At 64.4% G+C, this 17363-nt stretch carries 21 protein-coding genes and 1 pseudogene; 4 read left to right on the forward strand and 18 right to left on the reverse strand.

The genetic code is table 11. The annotated features are described in order from the left end of the window. Nucleotides 1–107 precede the first annotated feature (107 nt). The 6 genes from BLQ71_RS08290 to chvE form a co-directional block, all read right to left on the reverse strand. Complete coding sequence (locus BLQ71_RS08290; RefSeq protein WP_074621369.1) at nt 108–1025, reverse strand: dihydrodipicolinate synthase family protein; 918 nt, start codon at nt 1023–1025, stop codon at nt 108–110. A 37-nt stretch (nt 1026–1062) separates the two neighbouring features. After that, complete coding sequence (locus tag BLQ71_RS08295; protein ID WP_074621370.1) at nt 1063–1989, reverse strand: Gfo/Idh/MocA family protein; 927 nt, start codon at nt 1987–1989, stop codon at nt 1063–1065. After that, nucleotides 1989–3731 (reverse strand): L-arabinonate dehydratase, encoded by a 1743-nt coding sequence (araD, locus tag BLQ71_RS08300; RefSeq protein ID WP_074621371.1) that lies wholly within the window; start codon nt 3729–3731, stop codon nt 1989–1991. The genes BLQ71_RS08295 and araD overlap by 1 nt, the downstream gene beginning before the upstream one ends. 45 nt (nt 3732–3776) lie before the next feature. Continuing rightward, complete coding sequence (mmsB, locus tag BLQ71_RS08305) at nt 3777–5012, reverse strand: multiple monosaccharide ABC transporter permease (RefSeq protein ID WP_043144354.1); 1236 nt, start codon at nt 5010–5012, stop codon at nt 3777–3779. An 11-nt stretch (nt 5013–5023) separates the two neighbouring features. Beyond that, on the reverse strand, nt 5024–6544 hold the full coding sequence (mmsA, locus tag BLQ71_RS08310) for a multiple monosaccharide ABC transporter ATP-binding protein (protein ID WP_069210156.1): 1521 nt from the start codon (nt 6542–6544) through the stop codon (nt 5024–5026). A gap of 77 nt (nt 6545–6621) precedes the next feature. Then, nucleotides 6622–7668, reverse strand: coding sequence for a multiple monosaccharide ABC transporter substrate-binding protein (gene chvE / locus BLQ71_RS08315; protein ID WP_043144352.1), 1047 nt, complete (start codon nt 7666–7668; stop codon nt 6622–6624). 157 nt (nt 7669–7825) lie between these two features. On the opposite strand from chvE, the gene BLQ71_RS08320 reads away from it, so the two are divergent. Continuing rightward, nucleotides 7826–8743: a LysR substrate-binding domain-containing protein gene (locus BLQ71_RS08320; protein WP_074621372.1), complete on the forward strand. Its 918-nt coding sequence runs from the start codon at nt 7826–7828 to the stop codon at nt 8741–8743. Between the two features lie 16 nt (nt 8744–8759). Here BLQ71_RS08320 and BLQ71_RS08325 read toward each other — a convergent pair whose 3' ends face one another. The 12 genes and pseudogenes from BLQ71_RS08325 to BLQ71_RS08370 form a co-directional block, all read right to left on the reverse strand. Then, nucleotides 8760–9260, reverse strand: coding sequence for a flavin reductase family protein (locus BLQ71_RS08325; protein ID WP_074621373.1), 501 nt, complete (start codon nt 9258–9260; stop codon nt 8760–8762). 236 nt (nt 9261–9496) lie between these two features. After that, on the reverse strand, nt 9497–9784 hold the full coding sequence (locus BLQ71_RS26770) for an aspartate racemase/maleate isomerase family protein (RefSeq protein ID WP_074621374.1): 288 nt from the start codon (nt 9782–9784) through the stop codon (nt 9497–9499). A 1-nt stretch (nt 9785) separates the two neighbouring features. Continuing rightward, nucleotides 9786–10589, reverse strand: a complete 804-nt coding sequence (locus tag BLQ71_RS08335; RefSeq protein ID WP_083342192.1) for a class I adenylate-forming enzyme family protein — start codon at nt 10587–10589, stop codon at nt 9786–9788. Further along, nucleotides 10586–11245 (reverse strand): annotated as a pseudogene (locus BLQ71_RS08340) (AMP-binding protein). The gene BLQ71_RS08335 and the pseudogene BLQ71_RS08340 overlap by 4 nt, the downstream one beginning before the upstream one ends. A gap of 320 nt (nt 11246–11565) precedes the next feature. Then, a complete protein-coding gene (locus BLQ71_RS26775; RefSeq protein WP_229754830.1) occupies nt 11566–12102 on the reverse strand; it encodes an SDR family oxidoreductase in 537 nt (178 codons plus the stop codon). A gap of 6 nt (nt 12103–12108) precedes the next feature. Then, nucleotides 12109–12297 (reverse strand): hypothetical protein, encoded by a 189-nt coding sequence (locus tag BLQ71_RS26780; RefSeq protein WP_229754831.1) that lies wholly within the window; start codon nt 12295–12297, stop codon nt 12109–12111. 296 nt (nt 12298–12593) lie between these two features. Next, the gene (locus tag BLQ71_RS08355) at nt 12594–13424 is read right to left on the reverse strand and encodes an IclR family transcriptional regulator (RefSeq protein WP_083242369.1); all 831 of its coding nucleotides are present in this window, start codon (nt 13422–13424) and stop codon (nt 12594–12596) included. 176 nt (nt 13425–13600) lie between these two features. Then, nucleotides 13601–13747 (reverse strand): hypothetical protein, encoded by a 147-nt coding sequence (locus BLQ71_RS26360; RefSeq protein WP_157923303.1) that lies wholly within the window; start codon nt 13745–13747, stop codon nt 13601–13603. Nucleotides 13748–13954: 207 nt separating this feature from the next. Further along, on the reverse strand, nt 13955–14374 hold the full coding sequence (locus BLQ71_RS08360; RefSeq protein ID WP_175459230.1) for a TRAP transporter large permease subunit: 420 nt from the start codon (nt 14372–14374) through the stop codon (nt 13955–13957). Nucleotides 14375–14415: 41 nt separating this feature from the next. Further along, nucleotides 14416–14844: a TRAP transporter large permease subunit gene (locus tag BLQ71_RS08365; protein ID WP_074621379.1), complete on the reverse strand. Its 429-nt coding sequence runs from the start codon at nt 14842–14844 to the stop codon at nt 14416–14418. Between the two features lie 30 nt (nt 14845–14874). Then, the gene (locus tag BLQ71_RS26965) at nt 14875–15006 is read right to left on the reverse strand and encodes a hypothetical protein (RefSeq protein ID WP_261394832.1); all 132 of its coding nucleotides are present in this window, start codon (nt 15004–15006) and stop codon (nt 14875–14877) included. A gap of 57 nt (nt 15007–15063) precedes the next feature. Continuing rightward, entirely contained in the window at nt 15064–15621 is a 558-nt protein-coding gene (locus BLQ71_RS08370; protein WP_074621380.1) for a TRAP transporter substrate-binding protein, read from the reverse strand. 226 nt (nt 15622–15847) lie between these two features. Here BLQ71_RS08370 and BLQ71_RS25935 point away from each other — a divergent pair, with 226 nt between their 5' ends. From BLQ71_RS25935 to BLQ71_RS25940, 3 genes are read left to right on the forward strand one after another with little or no spacing between them, the layout of a single operon-like run. Next, nucleotides 15848–16153 (forward strand): hypothetical protein, encoded by a 306-nt coding sequence (locus BLQ71_RS25935; RefSeq protein ID WP_133066155.1) that lies wholly within the window; start codon nt 15848–15850, stop codon nt 16151–16153. Nucleotides 16154–16205: 52 nt separating this feature from the next. Then, complete coding sequence (locus tag BLQ71_RS08375; protein ID WP_088702341.1) at nt 16206–16886, forward strand: enoyl-CoA hydratase/isomerase family protein; 681 nt, start codon at nt 16206–16208, stop codon at nt 16884–16886. Then, on the forward strand, nt 16855–17352 hold the full coding sequence (locus BLQ71_RS25940) for a 3-hydroxyacyl-CoA dehydrogenase NAD-binding domain-containing protein (RefSeq protein WP_157923304.1): 498 nt from the start codon (nt 16855–16857) through the stop codon (nt 17350–17352). Before BLQ71_RS08375 ends, BLQ71_RS25940 begins: the two co-directional genes overlap by 32 nt. Nucleotides 17353–17363 lie beyond the last annotated feature (11 nt).

Below are 17363 nucleotides of genomic sequence, written 5' to 3' on the forward strand. Positions count from 1 at the left end.
GCGCCGGCTCAGAGGTGAAGGTCGTCTCGCCAGAGACCCACTCCCCTGCGATCAGGTGACGGCCGTGCGGCGTGAAGGTGGATTTGTCGAGCATGTCGAGAACTCCTTTACTTGCCCCATTTCAGGGCGATGAGGTCCAGGTCGCCTGCGAGTTGCAACAGGCGCTCCCGCGTGCGCGGGGTCATGGGTTGCAACGGATGGCGGACGTGATCGGATCCGATCACGCCGCCCTCTTTCATCACCACCTTGCAGGCGCGCAGCCCGCACTGGCGGTTTTCGTGATTGATGAGGGGCAGGCACTTCGTCCACTGCGCAAGGGCCGCGTCCTTGTCACCGGCAAGATAGCTGCGGATGATGACGCCGATATACTCGCACTGCAGGCCCGAGGTCATGGTGCCGGTGCATCCGGCGTCGAGATCGGCCAGCAGTGTCACCGCCTCTTCACCATCGAAGGGACCGATGATGTCCTTGCCCCCGGCCTCGATGAGCGCCGCCAGCTTGTCGGCGGCAAAGGGCATTTCCATCTTGAAATAGCTGACGTTTTCCAGCTCGCGCGCCATGCGTGCCAGAAGCGGCACAGACATCTGACAGCCCGACAGCGGGGCGTCCTGCACCATGATCGGGATCGAGATCGCGTCGGAGACCGCCCGGAACTGCTCATAGATCCCGGCCTCGGAGGGGACCAGCCCGACACCGTGATAGGGTGGCATCATCATGACCATAGACGCGCCCAGGGCCTGCGCGGCCTTGGCCCGGTCGACCACGATGCCGGTGCTGAAATGGCTGATCGTGACGATCACCGGCACCCGGCCCGCGACATGTTCCAGGCTGATCCGCATCAGCGTGGCGCGTTCCTCGTCCGACAGCACGAACTGTTCCGAGTAGTTGGCGAGGATGCAGATCGCATCAACCCCCTGGTCGATGATGCAGTCCAGAACACGGCGCATCCCCTCTTCGTCGACGCGGCCGTCATCATGGAAGGGCGTGGGGGCAACAGGAAGAATGCCGGTCAGCGGCGTTTTCATGGCGGGTCCTTTCTAGGTATCGGATGCGCGCAGGCGCTTATTCGTGGAAGGGGGCGACGGTCTCTCGTCGGCCCAGCAGGAAGGCATCGGCCACATGGCGCATGGGCGAGAGATCCACGTCGCTGCCGCCCGAGGCGACAAGCTGTGCCATGCGGGCGTAGAGGCGCGGGTATTCACCGGCCAGCGCCGGGCCATCGGCGCTTTGCTCGATGCCGTCGATCACCATGCGGGCGCCACCGTCGTGCAGTTCCAGCCTGCCCCGGTCGGTCTCGGCCTCGATGGTCCAGATCTGATCACCGTCCTGGCGCCAGTCGAAGACGGCACCCACCTCGGCCCCCGCCGGGTGGGCAAAGCGCAGACTGGCCGCGATCGGCCCCTGCTTGTTCTCGGGCACCTCCAGCGTGGCGTCCGTCAGGTGGATGGCATCGGGCAGGATCTCGGTCAGGATCGACAGCGCGTTGATGCCCGGATCGAAGACCCCCAGGCCGCCGGGCTCCCAGATCCAGGCCTGGCCGGGATGCCAGCGGCGCACGTCCTCTTTCCAGGTGATCTGCAGGCGGCGCAGGGTCCTGTCCGCCAGCCAGGCCTTGGCCGCAGCCACCATCGGCGCCTCGCGCGAATGCCAGGTGGCATAGAGCGAGACCCGCTGCGCCTGCGCCATGTCGATCAGCCGGTGACATTCCGACAGCGAGGCGCCGGGGGGTTTTTCCAGCATGACATGCCGTCCCGCCGCGATGGCGGCAGCGGCATAGTCAAAGCGCGGCACCGGCGGCAGGCAGAGCGAGACCACCCGAATGTCGCTGCGCCGCTCCAGCAGTTCGGCGAAATCGGTAAAGCTCTCGACCCCGTCGACGCTACCCTTGCGCGAAACGGTGGCGGCAAGATCCCAGTCCGGCGAGGCGGCAATGGCCGGAACGTGCTGATCCAGCGCGATCTTGCCGATTCCTACAAGTGCGATTTCCATCAATGCGAGTCCCTTCCGACCGGGGCGCCGCGGCACCCCTTGAGAAAATCCAGGTCGGCGCCGGTGTCGGCGCCCTCGACATGCTGCTGGTGCAACCAGGCATAGCCGCTTTCGGGGCGTTCATGGGTCGGGGTCCAGTCCGACAGGCGCGCCTGCAATTCCTCGTCGGACACATCCAGGTGCACACGCCGCGCGGGCACGTCGACCTCGATCATGTCGCCGTTTTTCACCACGGCCAGCGGTCCGCCCGCCGCCGCCTCGGGCGAGGTGTGCAGGATCACGGTGCCGTAGGCGGTGCCGGACATGCGCGCATCGGAAATGCGGATCATGTCCTTGATGCCCTTTTTCAGCACCTTGGGCGGCAGGCCCATGTTGCCGACCTCGGACATGCCCGGATAGCCCTTGGGCCCACAGTTCTTGAGCACCATGATGCAGGTTTCGTCGATGTCCAGGTCATCGTCGTTGATCTTGGCCTTGTAGTCGTCGATGTCCTCGAAGACGACCGCCCTGCCCCGATGCTGCATCAGGTGTTTCGAGGCGGCAGAGGGTTTCAGCACCGCACCCTTGGGGGCAAGGTTGCCCTTCAACACGGCAATTCCGCCCTGGTCGGTCAGCGGCTTGTCGACCGGCAGGATCACATCCTCGTTCCAGTTCTTCGCCTCCTTGACCTCGTCCCAGATCGTGCTGCCGGAGACGGTCAGCGCGTCCTTGTGCAGCTTGCCGCCCTCGCCCAACCGTTTCAGAACGACAGGCAGGCCACCCGCATAGAAGAACTCTTCCATCAGGTATTCACCCGAGGGCTGAAGATTGAGGATCGTGGCGATGTCTCGTCCGCAGCGGTCCCAGTCGTCCAGGGTAATGTCCACGCCGACGCGGCCCGCAATGGCCAGCAGGTGCACCACCGTGTTGGTGGACCCGCCAACGGCGCCATTGGTGCGGATCGCGTTTTCGAACGCTTCGCGGGTCAGCACGTCCGAGGGTTTCAGATCGTCCTTGACCATCTGCACGATGCGACGGCCCGTCAACTGCGCCATGACGCGGCGGCGCGAGTCCACCGCCGGGATCGCGGCGTTGCCGGACAGGGCCATGCCCAGCGCCTCGCACATCGACGCCATGCTGGACGCCGTGCCCATCGTGTTGCAGGTGCCGGAGGAACGCGTGACGGCCGCCTCGGCCTCAAGGAACTCGTCTTGCGTCATCTCCCCGGCCTTCACCGCCTCGGAGAACCGCCAGAGGTGCGTGCCCGCGCCGACGCGTTCACCCTGGAACCAGCCGTTCAGCATCGGCCCGCCGGTGACGACGATCGACGGCAGATCGCAGGAGGCGGCGGCCATGAGCAGCGAGGGCGTGGTCTTGTCACAGCCCACCATCAGGACGCAGCCGTCCATCGGCTGGCCGCGGATCTGTTCCTCGATCGACAGAGCGGCAAGGTTGCGGAACATCATCGCCGTGGGGCGAAAGGTGTTCTCGGAGGCGCTGAACACCGGCACCTCGACCGGGAAACCGCCGGCCTCCCAGATACCCGCCTTCACCTTTTCCGCCAGTTCGCGCAGGTGGCCGTTGCAGGGCGTCAGTTCCGACCAGGTGTTCAGGATGCCGATGATCGGGCGCCCGTCGAACAGGTCCTCGGGATAGCCCTGGTTCTTGAGCCAGCCGCGGTGATAGATCACATCCTTGGTGCTGCCACCGTACCATTCCTGGCTGCGCAGTTTGCGGGGCCATTCTGCCGGTTGGAACGCCATCTGCTTGCCTCCTTCCCTTGGGGAGATACGCCCGAAGGCGCACCGTCACCCCTGTTTCGATTTGTTGTAGACGTCGAAGATCACGGCAGCGAGCAGCACCAGCCCCTTGATCACCTGCTGGTAGTCGATGCCGATGCCCATGATCGACATGCCGTTGTTCAGCACGCCCATCAGGAAGGCGCCGACGACGGCCCCCACGATCTTGCCGACACCGCCCGACATCGAGGCCCCGCCGATGAAGACCGCCGCGATCACGTCGAGTTCCAGCGCGAAGCCCGCCTTGGGCGTGGCCGAGTTCAGGCGCGCCGCAAAGACCATGCCCGCGATCCCGGCCAGCACGCCCATGTTGACGAAGGCGAGGAAGGTCAGCCGCTCGGTCTTGATGCCCGAGAGTTTGGCCGCCTTCTCGTTGCCGCCCAGCGCATAGATGCGCCGGCCCGTGACCGTACGTTCGGTGAAGAAGGCATAGATGATCGTCAGCACGCCCATGGTGATGAGCACGTTCGGCAGGCCCCGGAAGGTCGACAGCTTGAACAGGATGAAGATCAGCGCAACCGCGATGATGCCGATGCGGGCCAGGAAGAAAGCCTGCGGTTCGCCGGCCATGCCATAGGCCTTGTTCTGGGCGCGCGCCTTGAGTTCCATCCAGACGATCAGCCCGGCAGCCACGAGGCCGGTGCCCAGCGCCAGCACGTTCACCCGACGCTGGCCCAGCAGGTCGGCAACGCCCTGCGAGATCCCCTGCGGGAAGATGTCCGGCACGAAACCGTTGGCCAGCATCTGGAATTCGCGCGGGAACGGGCCAAGCGACTGACCTTCGAGCAGCCACAGCGACGCGCCCCGGAACACCAGCATCCCCGCCAGCGTCACGATGAAGGAAGGGATCTTCCAGTAGGCGATCCAGTACCCCTGCGCCGCGCCGATCAGGCCACCGGCGACAAGGCAGGTGATCATGGTGACGGCCGTGGACATTTCCCATTCCACGATCATGACGGCGGCCAGGGCGCCGACGAACCCCATCACGGACCCGACCGACAGGTCGATGTTGCCCGAGACGATGACGATCAGCATGCCCAGCGCCATGATGACGATATAGCTGTTCTGCAACAGCAGGTTGGTGACGTTCACCGGCTTCAGCAGCGTGCCCTCGGTGACGATCTGGAAAAAGGCCATGATCGCGATCAGCGCGAACAGCAGCCCGTATTCGCGCAGGTGGCGGACGAGGTATTCGCCGATCCCCTGCTTTTCGGGCGCCTCGGCCCCGTGCTCTGCAAAGTCCATTACAGGCTCCCTTATTCGGTCACGATGAGCGACATGATGCGCTCCTGGCTGGCGTCCTCGGCACTCAGTTCGCCGACGAATGCGCCCTCGTTCATTACGTAGATGCGGTCACACATGCCCAGGAGTTCGGGCATTTCGGAGGAGATCATGATCACGCCCTTCCCCTGCGCGGAGAGGTCGTTGATGATCCCGTAGATCTCGAACTTGGCGCCGACGTCGATGCCGCGCGTGGGTTCGTCCAGGATCAGCACCTCGGGCTTGGCGAACAGCCATTTCGACAGGACAACCTTCTGCTGGTTGCCGCCCGAGAGGTTCATCACCCGCTGGAAGACACCCGGCGTGCGGATGTTCAGCGCCTTGCGGTACTCCTCGGCCACGCGGGTCTCGGCGCTTTCGTTCAGCACCTGGCCGCGCGCCACCTCTTCGAGGTTGGCCATCGTGATGTTGCGCTGGATGGTTTCCTCGAGGATCAGGCCCAGCGACTTGCGGTCCTCGGTGACATAGGCCAGCCCTGCCTCGATCGCCTTGCTGACGGTGCTGACGTCGACCGGCTTGCCGCTGATCTCGACGCTGCCGGAAATATTGCGCCCGTAAGAGCGGCCAAAGATGCTCATGGCGAGTTCGGTGCGCCCGGCCCCCATCAGGCCCGCGATGCCCACGACCTCGCCGGCGCGGACGGCCAGGTTGATGTCCTCGATCACCTGACGGTCGGCGTGCAGCGGGTGCCAGACGTTCCAGTCCTTGACCTCCATCAGCACTTCGCCCGCGCGGCGTTCGCGCGCCGGGTAGCGGTGCGCCATGTCGCGGCCCACCATGTCGCGCACGATGTTGTCCTCGGTGATTTCCTGGGTCCTGGCGTCCATCGTGGAGACGGTGGTGCCGTCCCGGATCACCGTCACAGAGTCCGCGACGCGGCGCACCTCGTTCAGCTTGTGACTGATGATGATCTGCGTGACGCCCTGCTGCTTGAGTTCCAGCATTAGGTCCAGCAGCGCCTGGCTGTCGCTTTCCGACAGCGCCGCCGTCGGCTCGTCCAGGATCAGCAGGCGCACTTCCTTGGACAGCGCCTTGGCGATCTCGACCAACTGCTGCTTGCCCACGCCCAGCTTGTCGACCAGCGTGCTGGGCGGTTCCTTGAGGCCGACCTTGCGCAACAGGTCCTCGGTGCGCCGGTTGGTCTCGCGCCAGTTGATGATGCCGCCGCGTGCGCGTTCGTTGCCCAGGAACAGGTTTTCCGCGATCGACAGAAGCGGCACAAGCGCCAGTTCCTGGTGGATAATGATGACGCCCTTCGCCTCGGAGTCCGAGATGTTGCCGAACTCTGCCAGCGCGCCGTCATAGTGAATTTCGCCGTCGTAGCTGCCCGCCGGATAGACCCCGGACAGGACTTTCATCAGGGTCGACTTGCCCGCGCCGTTTTCCCCGACCAGCGCGTGAATCTCGCCTTCCTTCACCGTCAGGTTGACCGTGTCCAGCGCCTTGACCCCAGGAAACTCCTTGGTGATCCCGCGCATTTCCAGAAGCGCCGTCATCCCCACTCCCCAATTTTCTGGTGGTTGCCAAGGCCCGCCCGCCGCCGTAACGCCGGACGGGCCCCGGGAGTAACCGGTTACTGGACCTGGTCCATCGTGTAGTAGCCGGAGCCGATGATCACGTCTTCCCAGTTGGACAGGTCGACCGAGACCGGTTCCAGCAGGTAGGAGGGCACGACCTTGACGCCATTGTCATAGGTGGTGGTGTCGTTGATCTCCGGCTCGCCGCCTTTCAGCAGGGCCTCGACCATGCCGACGGTCACGCGCGCCAGTTCGCGGGTGTCCTTGAAGACGGTCGAATACTGCTCGCCCGCCAGCATCGACTTGACCGAGCGGATCTCGGCGTCCTGGCCGGTGACGATCGGCATGTCCAGGTCGCCCGAACCATAGCCCACGCCCTTGAGCGACGAGATGATGCCGATGGACAGACCGTCGTAGGGCGACAGCACGCCATGCACGCGGGCATCGGTGTAATGCGCCGACAGCAGGTTATCCATGCGCGCCTGCGCCACCGCGCCGTCCCAGCGCAGGGTGCCGACCGTGTCCATGCCCATCTGGCCGGAGACGATGTTGATGGTGCCGTCGTCGATCAGCGGCTGCAGCACCGACATGGCGCCATCGTAGAAGAAATAGGCGTTGTTGTCGTCGGGCGAGCCGCCGAACAGCTCGACATTGTAGGGGCCGTCGCCGAAACGCTCTTCGAGGCCGGCGACAAGGCTGGAGGCCTGCTGCACGCCGACCTTGAAGTTGTCGAAGGTGGCGTAATAGCTGACGTATTCGCTATCGCGGATCAGGCGGTCATAGGCGATGACCTGGATGTCGGCGTAATAGGCGTTTTCCAGCGCGCTCGACAGGGTTGTGCCGTCGATGGCGGCGATCACCAACACGTCGACGCCGTTGGTGATCATGTTCTCGATCTGCGCCAGCTGGTTGGGAATATCGTCCTCGGCGTACTGCAGGATCGTATCATAGCCTGCGGCCTTGAACTGTTCGACCATCGACTCGCCGTCAGAGATCCAGCGCGACGAGGATTTGGTCGGCATCGCGATGCCAACGGTTTCGGCCACGGCGCCATAGCTGGACAGCGCCACTGCCGCCGAAGCGAGCAGAAGTTTCATGTTCATTGGTAGCCTCCCAAGGTCGGCGCGCGCCCTCCTGCGGCGACGCCTGATCTGTGTTTCGGACCCAGTGGATCCGGGCGTGACCGTAAGACGGGGCTGTATACCTGTAAAATTCCGATTATGATGATCTGCATATCAAGAACGATATGAGGCTCCCGCGATGGACATCGCCCGCCGGATCAAACCCGCGCACTTGGACCTGGTCCTGAAGATCGCCGAGACGCAGCAGTTGCAACTGGCCGCACAGGCGGTTGCGATCTCGCAGCCCGCCGCCTCGCGCATCCTGGCCGAGATCGAGACCAACATCGGCAGCCCGCTGTTTGTTCGCCACCCCAAGGGCATGGTCATGTCGCAGGCCGGAGAGGTCTTTGTCCGCCACGCCCGGGTGATCCTGGCCGAGGTGCGCACGCTGGAGGACGAGTTGCGCCACATCCAGTCCGGAGACCTGGGCGAGGTCCGGGTTGGATCGGTCACCGGTCCGGCGGTGGGCGTCCTGATGCCCGCCGTGCAGGCGGTGCAGCAGGACAGCCCCGACCTGGAAATCAGCGTCGACGTGGCGCCCTCTCGGGTGCTGATCCGCGACCTTGAGGAAGGACGGTACGATTTTGTGCTGGGTCGCATTCCGCCCGGCCACGACAGCCGGTTGTTCCGCGTCCACCCCGCAAGGACCGAGGTCGTCGCCCTGCTGGTGCACGACACGCATCCGCTGGCGTCACGCCAGGACGTCGAGGTGTCGGAACTGACCGGCTACCCCTGGGTGATGCAGGAACGCGGCATGCCGATCCGCGAATCCGTCGAGGCCGCCTTTCACACCGCCGGGGTTGCGATCCCGCCACGGGTGCTAAACAGTTCGTCCCTGTTGGTGGCCCTGGCGCAGGTGGCGCGCGTTCAGGCCATCGTGCCGCAGTCGAACGAGGTCAAGGAATTGCTGGTGCATTCAGACATCGGAGCCAGCCTGACGGCGTTGCAACTGCGCCGCTCGATCGTCGTGCCGCCCTATTTCGTCCTGCGCGACGGCAGCCGCAAGCTGTCGCGCGCCGCCGAACGCCTGTTGCAGGAGGTGCTGGCGCGGATCTGACCGCGCCAGCGGTTTGTCAGGTCTTGCTCAACGTGCTCGTCCCACCGGCGAAATGCACCAGAGACCGTTGCGCGGTGTCCTGGGTCACGGCCTCGATCAGGCCGAACAGCAGCAAGGTGCCAAAGGCCTCCTGCTCCTGTTCCAGGCGGCAGTCTATCGCGCCCAGGTTGCCCGGCAGGATCGGCGCGCCGGTCGCCATGCGGCCCAGCTCCAACCCGTCGAACCGGGCCGCGCCTTTGGGGGCGTCGCCCCCCGCGAAACGGTCTAGAATGGCCTGCCCACCCTGCTCTGCCAGGTAGTTGATCGCGAAAGCGCCAGCCTTGCGGATCACCCCCAGCGACGAGGTCGTCGGCATGACGGCCACGCTCATGATCGACGGGCTGGCGGTCAGATGCGTGGCGGAGAAGGCAAGGAACCCCGCCGGCCCGCCTTCTGTTTCCGCCGTCACGATGGCAGAGCCGATGGCGCGCATCCCCTGCGCGCGCCGGAAGTCCTTGATCGACAGCACCTCAGACATGCTGATCCCGCCGCCGGGCCGCGGTGCCGATGTCCTCAAGCCCCAGGACCTGCCGCGCGCCGGAGGGCGTGACGACGCTGACCCTGGACAGGCCTAGCGCGGCCAGCATCTCGGTGCAGGGTGCCCCCGTAGCCCCCCACGGGCGTCCGGATCGGTTCACAGATGACTGCGTCGCGCATGTTCACTTCCTCTTGTCAGTCGGGCGCCCGGACCCATCCGGGCGCCGCTTGTCCGTCTCAGGCAGGGGTCTTGCCCGCCAGCAACTGGCCCAGGCCGTTCACCGGCGGCACGCCAAGCATCCTGGCGACATGCCAGGGGCTGACCTGGTTGGTGGTCAACACCGGCGTGCCGGTCCTGGCTTCCAGCTCTTCGTTGATCGGAAAGCTCTTCCAGTTGCCGCAGGCCTGCATGATCGCATCCGCGTCGGAGCGGTAGATCTCGGCGCCCAGGTCCAGCGCGGTAGAGGCGTCCAGGCGGCCCACCTCGCGGTTGGCCACGATGCCGATGGCCTTCCGGTCCAGCACCTCAAAGCCGTTGTCCTCGATGAACTTGGCGCTGCGGGCGTTGACCGCATGGCTCAGCTTGCGGGCGCCTTCCTCGATTTCCTCGACGATGCGCAGGGTCGAGTTTTCCTCGATGTTCTCCAGCGTCAGGCGCGTCACGGGCAGGCTGCAGCCTTAGGGCAGCGAGGTGTAGAACTCCGGCTCCTGGGTGGAATTGGACGACGGGATAAACAAACCGATCCGCATGTCGGGACTCCTGTTTCTGGAACTTGGGGACGGCGAACCGGCCATCGGTCGCATCCGCGTGTTTGCCGGCAAGGAATTCGTCGCGCAGCTGGACCTTCTGGATCTTGCCGCTGGCGGTCATCGGGAATTCCGACAGCTTGTATTTCGCCACACCCCGGGATTCGAGATAGCCCACCACGTCGGCCAGCGAACTGGATTGGCCCGGGCGCCAGACAAACAGACATCCCTTTTCGCCCAACCGGGGATCCGGCACGGCCACCAGCGCCACCATGCTGAAGGCCCCATACGCCAGCAGCATTTCCTCGACCTCGCGCACGCTGATCTTGAGCCCGCCGCGGTTGACGATCTCTTTCTTGCGGCCGATCAGCTTGACATATCCCTGCTCGTCGATGGTCGCCCGGTCGCCCGAGAACAGCCAGCCATCCTCGCGGAACGTCTCGCTCGCGCGTTCGGGATCGTTGAAGTACCCCAGCGCCACATGCCGATCAGCATGCAGCCGGTTTTTTCGCAGAAGCTCTGGCCCAGTTTTCCGGGATCGCCGCACCGGCGCAGTCGAAGATGCGGAAACTCGACAGGTCATGCGGATCGCCTCGACGGGTCCCAGATGTCCTGGATGACCAGCGTCGCGCCCAGCGTCACCGCCATGCGCAGCCCCCACTGAAAGCCGGTGCCGTGGCTGAGAGGCGACGGCCCCCAGATCACGTCATCCGAGGTCAGTCCGATCAGGTCGCGCATGGCATGGGTGCCATACAGCATGGTGTTTTCGCTGTGCACCACGCCCTTGGGCTTTGACTCGGTCCCCGAGGTGAAGGCCAGCAGGGTCTCCGCGTTGCAGTCGTTGGGCGGAGCGGGCAGATCGCTGCCGTGCAGCTCGGAAAGGGCCACCTTGCCCTCTGCCGGGCCACGTGTATCGCCGACGACCGCGATCACCTCCAGCGCGGGCAGATCCGCGCGCAGGCCCTCGAACATCTCGACATAGTCCTGACGGCGATACTGGTCGGGAATGATGACCGCCATGGTCCCGGCAAACCCCAGGATTTAGGACAGTTCCTTGGCGCGGTAGTTGGTCAGCAGCGGGTTCGCCACCGCCCCCAGCTTGAGCGCGGCGATGTGCACGATCAACAGTTCGCCGCAGTTGGGCAGTTGGACCGAGATCACGTCGCCGGCGCTTACGCCCCGGGCCGACAGGCTGCCGGCCAGCGCGCTCGACCTCGGCGTAGCTGCGCCGACTGCCATCCGTATCCACCGTCGCGGTCTTCTCCGGCGTGGATTTCACTGCCGCCGTGAAGGCGGACAGAAGCGACTGGTCGCTCCAGGCACCCGCCGCGCGGTATTTCGCAATCGTTTCAGGGATTACCGTCGGGTCTATGGGCACCGCCATCTCCTCCTCTGTCTAGCGTGTCGTGGCGGTCAGCTCGGGTCGTGGTACCGGGCGGCCTCGTGGTCGAATTCGAAGTACTCCGGGCGTCGGGAAAAAAGGGATCGCCCCAGTTCTGCTGCCCGCCGTCAACGACGATCACCTCGCCATCGATGTATTTCCCCGAGGGCGCCGTGAGTTAGAGGATCGACTCCGCGATGTCCTGCGCGTCGCCCGCGCTCTTCATCGGATTGGCCTGGTAAAAGCTGGCCTGGCCCTGGGACGAGTCGTAGTTGAAGGCATCCGTGGCGATCGTGCCGGGCGCGACACAGTTGACGCGGATCTTGTAGGGCGCCCATTCGGTGGCGACCGTCTTGGACAGGTAGATCTGCCCCGCCCTCGCCGCACAGGTATGCGACACCTGCGGCAGCCCGCGCCAGACAACCGCGACGACGTCGACGATGTTCCCCGGAGCGCCTGTATCGCGCCAACGGCGGGCGGCGGCCTGCATCATGTGGAAGGTGCCGTTCAGGTTGATGTCGACAACCGCGCGCCAGCCCTTGGGCGAAATGTCCATTGCCGGCTGTGCGAACTGACCGCCCGCGTTGTTGACCAGGATGTCCAGCTTGCCATACGCGGCGTAGACATCGTCGAACGACTTGTCGACCTGTTCGGGATCACGGATCGTCATGGCATGGGATGTGACCTTGGTGCCAAAGCGGCGCGAGAAGGTCACCGCCTCCTACAGCCGGTCACCATCACGGCCACAGATCGCCAGGTCGGCGCCCAGCCGGGCATAGAGCGCGGCGGTCGCCTTGCCGATCCCGGTGCCTCCCCCCGACATCAGGACAACCTGCCCCTTGAACAGGTCTGGCGCAAAGACGGCCGGCAATTTGGCAAGCGCATCGTCCGTCATCGAATAATCGGGCATGTGTGCCTCATCCATACAGCACATCAAGATATGATCGAAACATACAGACCAGTTTTCTGCTCTGAGACTCCAGTAAGTGGAATGCGCCACACAACACCCATGATGTTCTTTGACAACAGGCTAAAGTTGGCTCTCAGATTCCGATGCCTCGCCCACTATTTACTGATCCCGGGCTGTCCCCACGCCGGAACAGCGGGGCCGGAGACACGATTCGGCACATCCGCAAATGAAAAAGGCCCGCCGGAGGAACGGGCGGGCCGCCCCCCATTCCAGGGGGCGAGGGAAAGGCAGGCGCGTCAGGCGCCCATCATCGGCGTCAGACCCGTGCACATGTGCGCAAGGCGTGGACCGATGTCCTTTTCAAACACCTCGGCGTCGATCTGGAACGAGGGCGCCACGCAGTTGATCGCCATCACGGTACTGGAGTCCGGCGATACGATCGGAGCAGCCACCGCCCGCGTGTCCTTTTGCCATTCGCCGTCGACGAAACAGAAGCCCCGCTCGCGCACCTGGGCCAGGCTCTCCTCGATCCGGGCCTTCAGGTCCGGCCAGGCATCGCCGTGGCGACGTTCGAAATGCTGGTAGAAAAAGGCGCGTTCCTCATCGGTAATCCCGGCCAGGAAGGCGCGCCCGATGGCCGAGGTCTCGATCTCGACCCGCGTGCCGACATCGTGGCGCATGGTCCGCAGGGGCGAGCCGTTGACCATCGAGACATAGATCATCGACAACCGGTCGCGGCTGGCCAGGCCGACAGTGGCCCCGGCATGATTGGCCAGAAGCTGCATGTCGTCCCGCGCAAGCTGGCGGATGCGGGTGTTGGTCAGCACGCAATAGCCCAGCGCCAGGATCGAGGCGCTGGGTTCATACTTGCCCGAGGACTCGATGTGGTTGAGATAGCCCAGCGCGGTCAGCGTATGCGTCAGGCGCGACACGGTCGCCTTGGGGATCTGCGTCGCCGCCGACAGTTCCGCGTTGCCCAGGGGGCCGCCGCCGGGCTTGAAGGCGCGCAGGATCTCGAATGCCCGGCCGATGGTCGAGACGAACTTGGCGTCCTTCTCCATCGCCTCCGGCACAAGACTGTCGGCCGCCACGCTTTTGGAGGTCTTTGCAGAGTCACGTTTCGGCATGACACACCCTCATGTCTGTTCCCGCCCGTGCAAACCGCCTGCAAATTGGCAGCTTCGGGCGTTCGGTCTGTCTCATTTCAAGAACACGTACCGCGTCGAACGGAACATGTCGACCAGTATGCGGGGCGCCCGGATCAAAGAAGCCCCGGTGTCCGTCGCAAGTCACGCATCGCGCTTTACCGCACCATAAGTCGCGAGATTTCGGCCAGGGCATCAGGCCGGCTATCGACCTCTCGCAACACCTGCAGGAAGGCCGCAACCCGGTCTTCGGGCCAGTCCTGCAAGGCATCGCGGAACTTGGCCTCTGTCGCCCGGGGCGACATGGGACGGTCCGGGCTGCCAAGGGCCGCCTCTTCCGAGATGTCGGTGACGATGACACCCGCACTCTCGGCGCCGAGGCGGCGGGCATCCGCCGCCTCCTGCCCGCGGCGGCGCCCGTCACGATGGCGACTTTCCCGCCTACCCTTGCCATGTTTCTCCTCCTTCTTGGATCGCGCGGTCCGAGCCGCGTCTTGTTGTCCGTTTCATCGCTACATCTGGCTTGGCAGCCAGAGCGTCAGCGCCGGGAAGGCCACGATGATGACCAGCGTGATGATTTCGAAAATCAGCAGATGGCCCGTGCCTCGGAACACCTGCGCCACGGGCACACCGGTGGTGGCCGAGACGACAAAGACGTTCAGCCCCATCGGCGGCGTGATCAGCCCGATCTCGACCAGCTTGACCACGACAACGCCGAACCAGATCGGATCATAGCCCAGCTTCGACACGACCGGGAAGGTCAGCGGTAGGGTGATCAGCAGGATCATCGAGAGGATCTGCCAGTTCTCCAGCCCGCAGCCGCCGCTCCACTGCAGCAACTGGTCGGGCGCGCGGCTGATGGTCAGGGAATAGCCAAAGACCGGCGCCCCCATGACGATCAGAAACTCATCGTGGACACGCGGATCGACCACAGCAACGCGTTCTTGAAACCCTTCCACCGTCATGCGCCCGCTCAGGGTGATTTAGATGAAGGCCGATAAGGCACCGATGGCGGCGGTCTCGGTCGTGGTGGCGGTCCCGCCATAAAGCGAGACGAAGACGACGGCCACGGTGACCAGGAAGCAAACCCCGCCGCCGCCAGCACCGTGGCGATGGACTGGCCACCCGGCAGGCGCCCGACCCATTTGCGCGCCGCGTCGAAGACATCCCGCGCCATCCCGCCCGAGTTCATGAACTCGGCCATCAGGATGAACAGGGGAATGGCCGCAAGGCTGGATTTGGCCGCCGACCGGTAGGCCGTGCCCGAGAGTTGCGAGACCATCGCCGGAAAGCCGAGGGTGACGTAAATCCCCAGCCCCCCGGTGGCGATCAGGGCAAAGGCAATGGGCATGCCCAGGGCGATGCGGGCGATCATCAGCCCGATGAACAGTAGGATTTCCATGGATATGGTCCCTGAAAGAATGAATGCGCGTCAATCGACGCCTTCGGCCGCCTGTGGCGTGTTGCCCGACAGCACGTTCACCGCCACGGTCAGCGCAAGCGCGCCGGCCCCGATGGCGACGATGAAAAAGGAGGGCGCGATCAGATAGCCGATCGGGTTCACCGTTTATTCGTTGGCCTTGTAGGATTCGACGCCGCGCCCGGCGGCTCTGCGAAACGGTCACTCTGCGTGTTTCTCGGCCAGGTCCAGGATCTCTGCGTAGACATCTTCGACATAGCCGAAACCACGGCCCGAGATCTTGGCGATGAAGGCATCGGCGAGGCGCACTTCCTTCTTGCTGAAGACCTGGTAGGGAGAGGTTCCCACACCAACCAGAAGCTTGATCCCCAGCTTGTCGTATTCCTGTTTCAGCGCCCCTCCACCCAGTTCCATGTAGACCTTGGTGGCCTGGGTGGACGACGAGATCAGGCCCGGCAGCGTCAGGGCGTTGGTCGCCGGAACCCGGCCCGCCATCGAGCCGCAGCCGGGGGCGAAATAGCCGATGTCGATCACGCCACTGCGAGCAAAATCAAGGTTTTCACCGGCGGCGCCCAGCTGGGCGGCGGGGAAGTATTCGACCGTGAATTCGCCGCTGTCCTCCAGCGCCGGGATCATCACGTTCATGATCGTCTCGTTGATCAGGTGGCCGCTGGGCAGCGAGTCCGCGATCTTGAGCGTGATCGGTTCGGCCACGGCGGCGACACCACCAAGGCCAGATGCGGTCGCCGTTGCCAGCATCCATCGTCTTTGCGGGTTCATTTCAACCCTCGCGAAAAGGTTTGTCCCTCCAGGACCCACCCGCACCCGGATACAAGCCGCGTCGGGGGCGAGTCGTATACTTGGCAAACAGTTTCATTTTTGCCTCCCGGGTTCCGTTTTAGAACTCAGGTGTCAACTTTTCGTAATTCATTTCCAAAAAATGAGACAAACACCCACTTTCAAGCCGTCAAAATCATCATGCCCCGTGAAACTCACGCTGCCCGACCGACAAAAAAGGCGTGACACCGTCATTCTCGATTTTACTGCTTCACTTATTGGCAATATGTATCCATTTTTGAGTTTTTTTAGACGCCTCGGCGGTACAGTTGTTCGGAAACAAGGCGCCCACCTGCAGCCGGCCATGCCGTTGCAGGAAGGCACCAACGCGGATCACCGCGCCCAGACCCTCCCGGGACAGGGAGCACAGGAGAGCCGACGTGGAGAAGTAGGAAACGTGCTCGACCTGACCCAGAGTGGCGACCGCGCCATACTCACGATCAACCGCCACTAGGCGCTCAACGCGCTGTCCTTTGTCCTGCTGGACCTGCTGGCGACCCGCCTGGATGAGGTCGAGGCCGGACCGGCGCGCGCTTGTCATCACCGGCGCCGGGACCAAGGCTTTTTCAGCGGGCGCAGATATCGACGGACTGGCCGGGCGCGGGTTGGTCGACGAACTGGACGGCACCCTGAAGGGTCAGCGCGTCTTCGACCGCCTGTCACGCCTGCGCCAGCCCTCGATCGCCTATGTAAACGGCTACGCGCTTGGCGGTGGATGCGAACTGTCCCTGGCCTGCACCTTTCGCGTCGCGGCACCGCGCGCCCGCCTCGGCCTGTCCGAGGTCAAGCTGGGCCTTGTGCCGGGATATGGAGGCACCCAGCGCCTGATCGGCACCGGCCGGGCGCTGGACCTGATGTTGTCGGACGACATGCTGGGGGCCGAAGACGCACTGGCGATGAGCCTGACCAACCGGATGATCCCCGAGGACGAAGGGCTGGACAGCGCGCTCGCCTATGCTGCGCGCTTTTCCGACAAGCGCCCGGTGGCCATTTCGCTGATCCGCGAGTCCGTCCGTCAGGGCATGGATCTTCCGCTGGACAACGGACTGGCGATCGAGGCGCAGAACTCGGTCCTGTCGTATCGCACCGCCGACGGCCAGGAAGGTCTGAATGCCTGCCTCACCAAGCGCAGCCCGCAATTCAAGGATGAGCGACATGGCCACGCCACGCGAAGACGGAAAGAATGACATCGCGGGCGTCGTCGGGGCGGACGTCATGGGCGGCGGGATCGTCCAGCTCTTCGCCTGCGCCGGCTACAGGACCAAACTGTTCGACAGCCGCGAGGGCGCGGCGGCGGCCTCCATCGCCAAGACCACCGCGCTGCTGCAAATGCGGCTGGACTTGGGCAAGATCGACCGCGCGGAACTGGACGCCCTGACCGGGATTGCCAGTGTGGCGGACAGGCTCGACGACCTGGCGGACGCCACCATCGTGATCGAGGCAATGATCGAGGATCTCGACAACAAACGAGGCATCTTTCAGCGGCTCGAAGAGATCGTCGCGGCGGATTGCATCAACGCGACGAACACCTCGTCCATCCTCGTCACCTCTATCACGGCGGGCATGACCGCGCCGGACCGGGCGCTTGGCGCGCATTTCTTCAACCCGGTGCCACTGATGCGCATCGCCAAGGTGATCTCGACCGCATCCTGACCCGCGCGGCG

It is taken from the genome of Antarctobacter albus (assembly GCF_900101505.1).
Taxonomy (GTDB): Bacteria; Pseudomonadota; Alphaproteobacteria; order Rhodobacterales; family Rhodobacteraceae; genus Antarctobacter; species Antarctobacter albus.

What these genes read in the sequence shown, in the direction of transcription:
- BLQ71_RS08290 (WP_074621369.1), bottom strand. Translation starts at nt 1,025, where the DNA reads ATGAAAACGCCGCTGACCGGCATTCTTCCTGTTGCCCCCACGCCCTTC.
- BLQ71_RS08295 (WP_074621370.1), bottom strand. Translation starts at nt 1,989, where the DNA reads ATGGAAATCGCACTTGTAGGAATCGGCAAGATCGCGCTGGATCAGCAC.
- araD (WP_074621371.1), bottom strand. Translation starts at nt 3,731, where the DNA reads ATGGCGTTCCAACCGGCAGAATGGCCCCGCAAACTGCGCAGCCAGGAA.
- mmsB (WP_043144354.1), bottom strand. Translation starts at nt 5,012, where the DNA reads ATGGACTTTGCAGAGCACGGGGCCGAGGCGCCCGAAAAGCAGGGGATC.
- mmsA (WP_069210156.1), bottom strand. Translation starts at nt 6,544, where the DNA reads ATGACGGCGCTTCTGGAAATGCGCGGGATCACCAAGGAGTTTCCTGGG.
- chvE (WP_043144352.1), bottom strand. Translation starts at nt 7,668, where the DNA reads ATGAACATGAAACTTCTGCTCGCTTCGGCGGCAGTGGCGCTGTCCAGC.
- BLQ71_RS08320 (WP_074621372.1), top strand. Translation starts at nt 7,826, where the DNA reads ATGGACATCGCCCGCCGGATCAAACCCGCGCACTTGGACCTGGTCCTG.
- BLQ71_RS08325 (WP_074621373.1), bottom strand. Translation starts at nt 9,260, where the DNA reads ATGTCTGAGGTGCTGTCGATCAAGGACTTCCGGCGCGCGCAGGGGATG.
- BLQ71_RS08335 (WP_083342192.1), bottom strand. Translation starts at nt 10,589, where the DNA reads ATGACCTGTCGAGTTTCCGCATCTTCGACTGCGCCGGTGCGGCGATCC.
- BLQ71_RS26780 (WP_229754831.1), bottom strand. Translation starts at nt 12,297, where the DNA reads ATGCCCGATTATTCGATGACGGACGATGCGCTTGCCAAATTGCCGGCC.
- BLQ71_RS08355 (WP_083242369.1), bottom strand. Translation starts at nt 13,424, where the DNA reads ATGCCGAAACGTGACTCTGCAAAGACCTCCAAAAGCGTGGCGGCCGAC.
- BLQ71_RS26360 (WP_157923303.1), bottom strand. Translation starts at nt 13,747, where the DNA reads ATGTCGCCCCGGGCGACAGAGGCCAAGTTCCGCGATGCCTTGCAGGAC.
- BLQ71_RS08365 (WP_074621379.1), bottom strand. Translation starts at nt 14,844, where the DNA reads ATGGAAATCCTACTGTTCATCGGGCTGATGATCGCCCGCATCGCCCTG.
- BLQ71_RS08370 (WP_074621380.1), bottom strand. Translation starts at nt 15,621, where the DNA reads ATGCTGGCAACGGCGACCGCATCTGGCCTTGGTGGTGTCGCCGCCGTG.
- BLQ71_RS08375 (WP_088702341.1), top strand. Translation starts at nt 16,206, where the DNA reads ATGAGGTCGAGGCCGGACCGGCGCGCGCTTGTCATCACCGGCGCCGGG.
- BLQ71_RS25940 (WP_157923304.1), top strand. Translation starts at nt 16,855, where the DNA reads ATGGCCACGCCACGCGAAGACGGAAAGAATGACATCGCGGGCGTCGTC.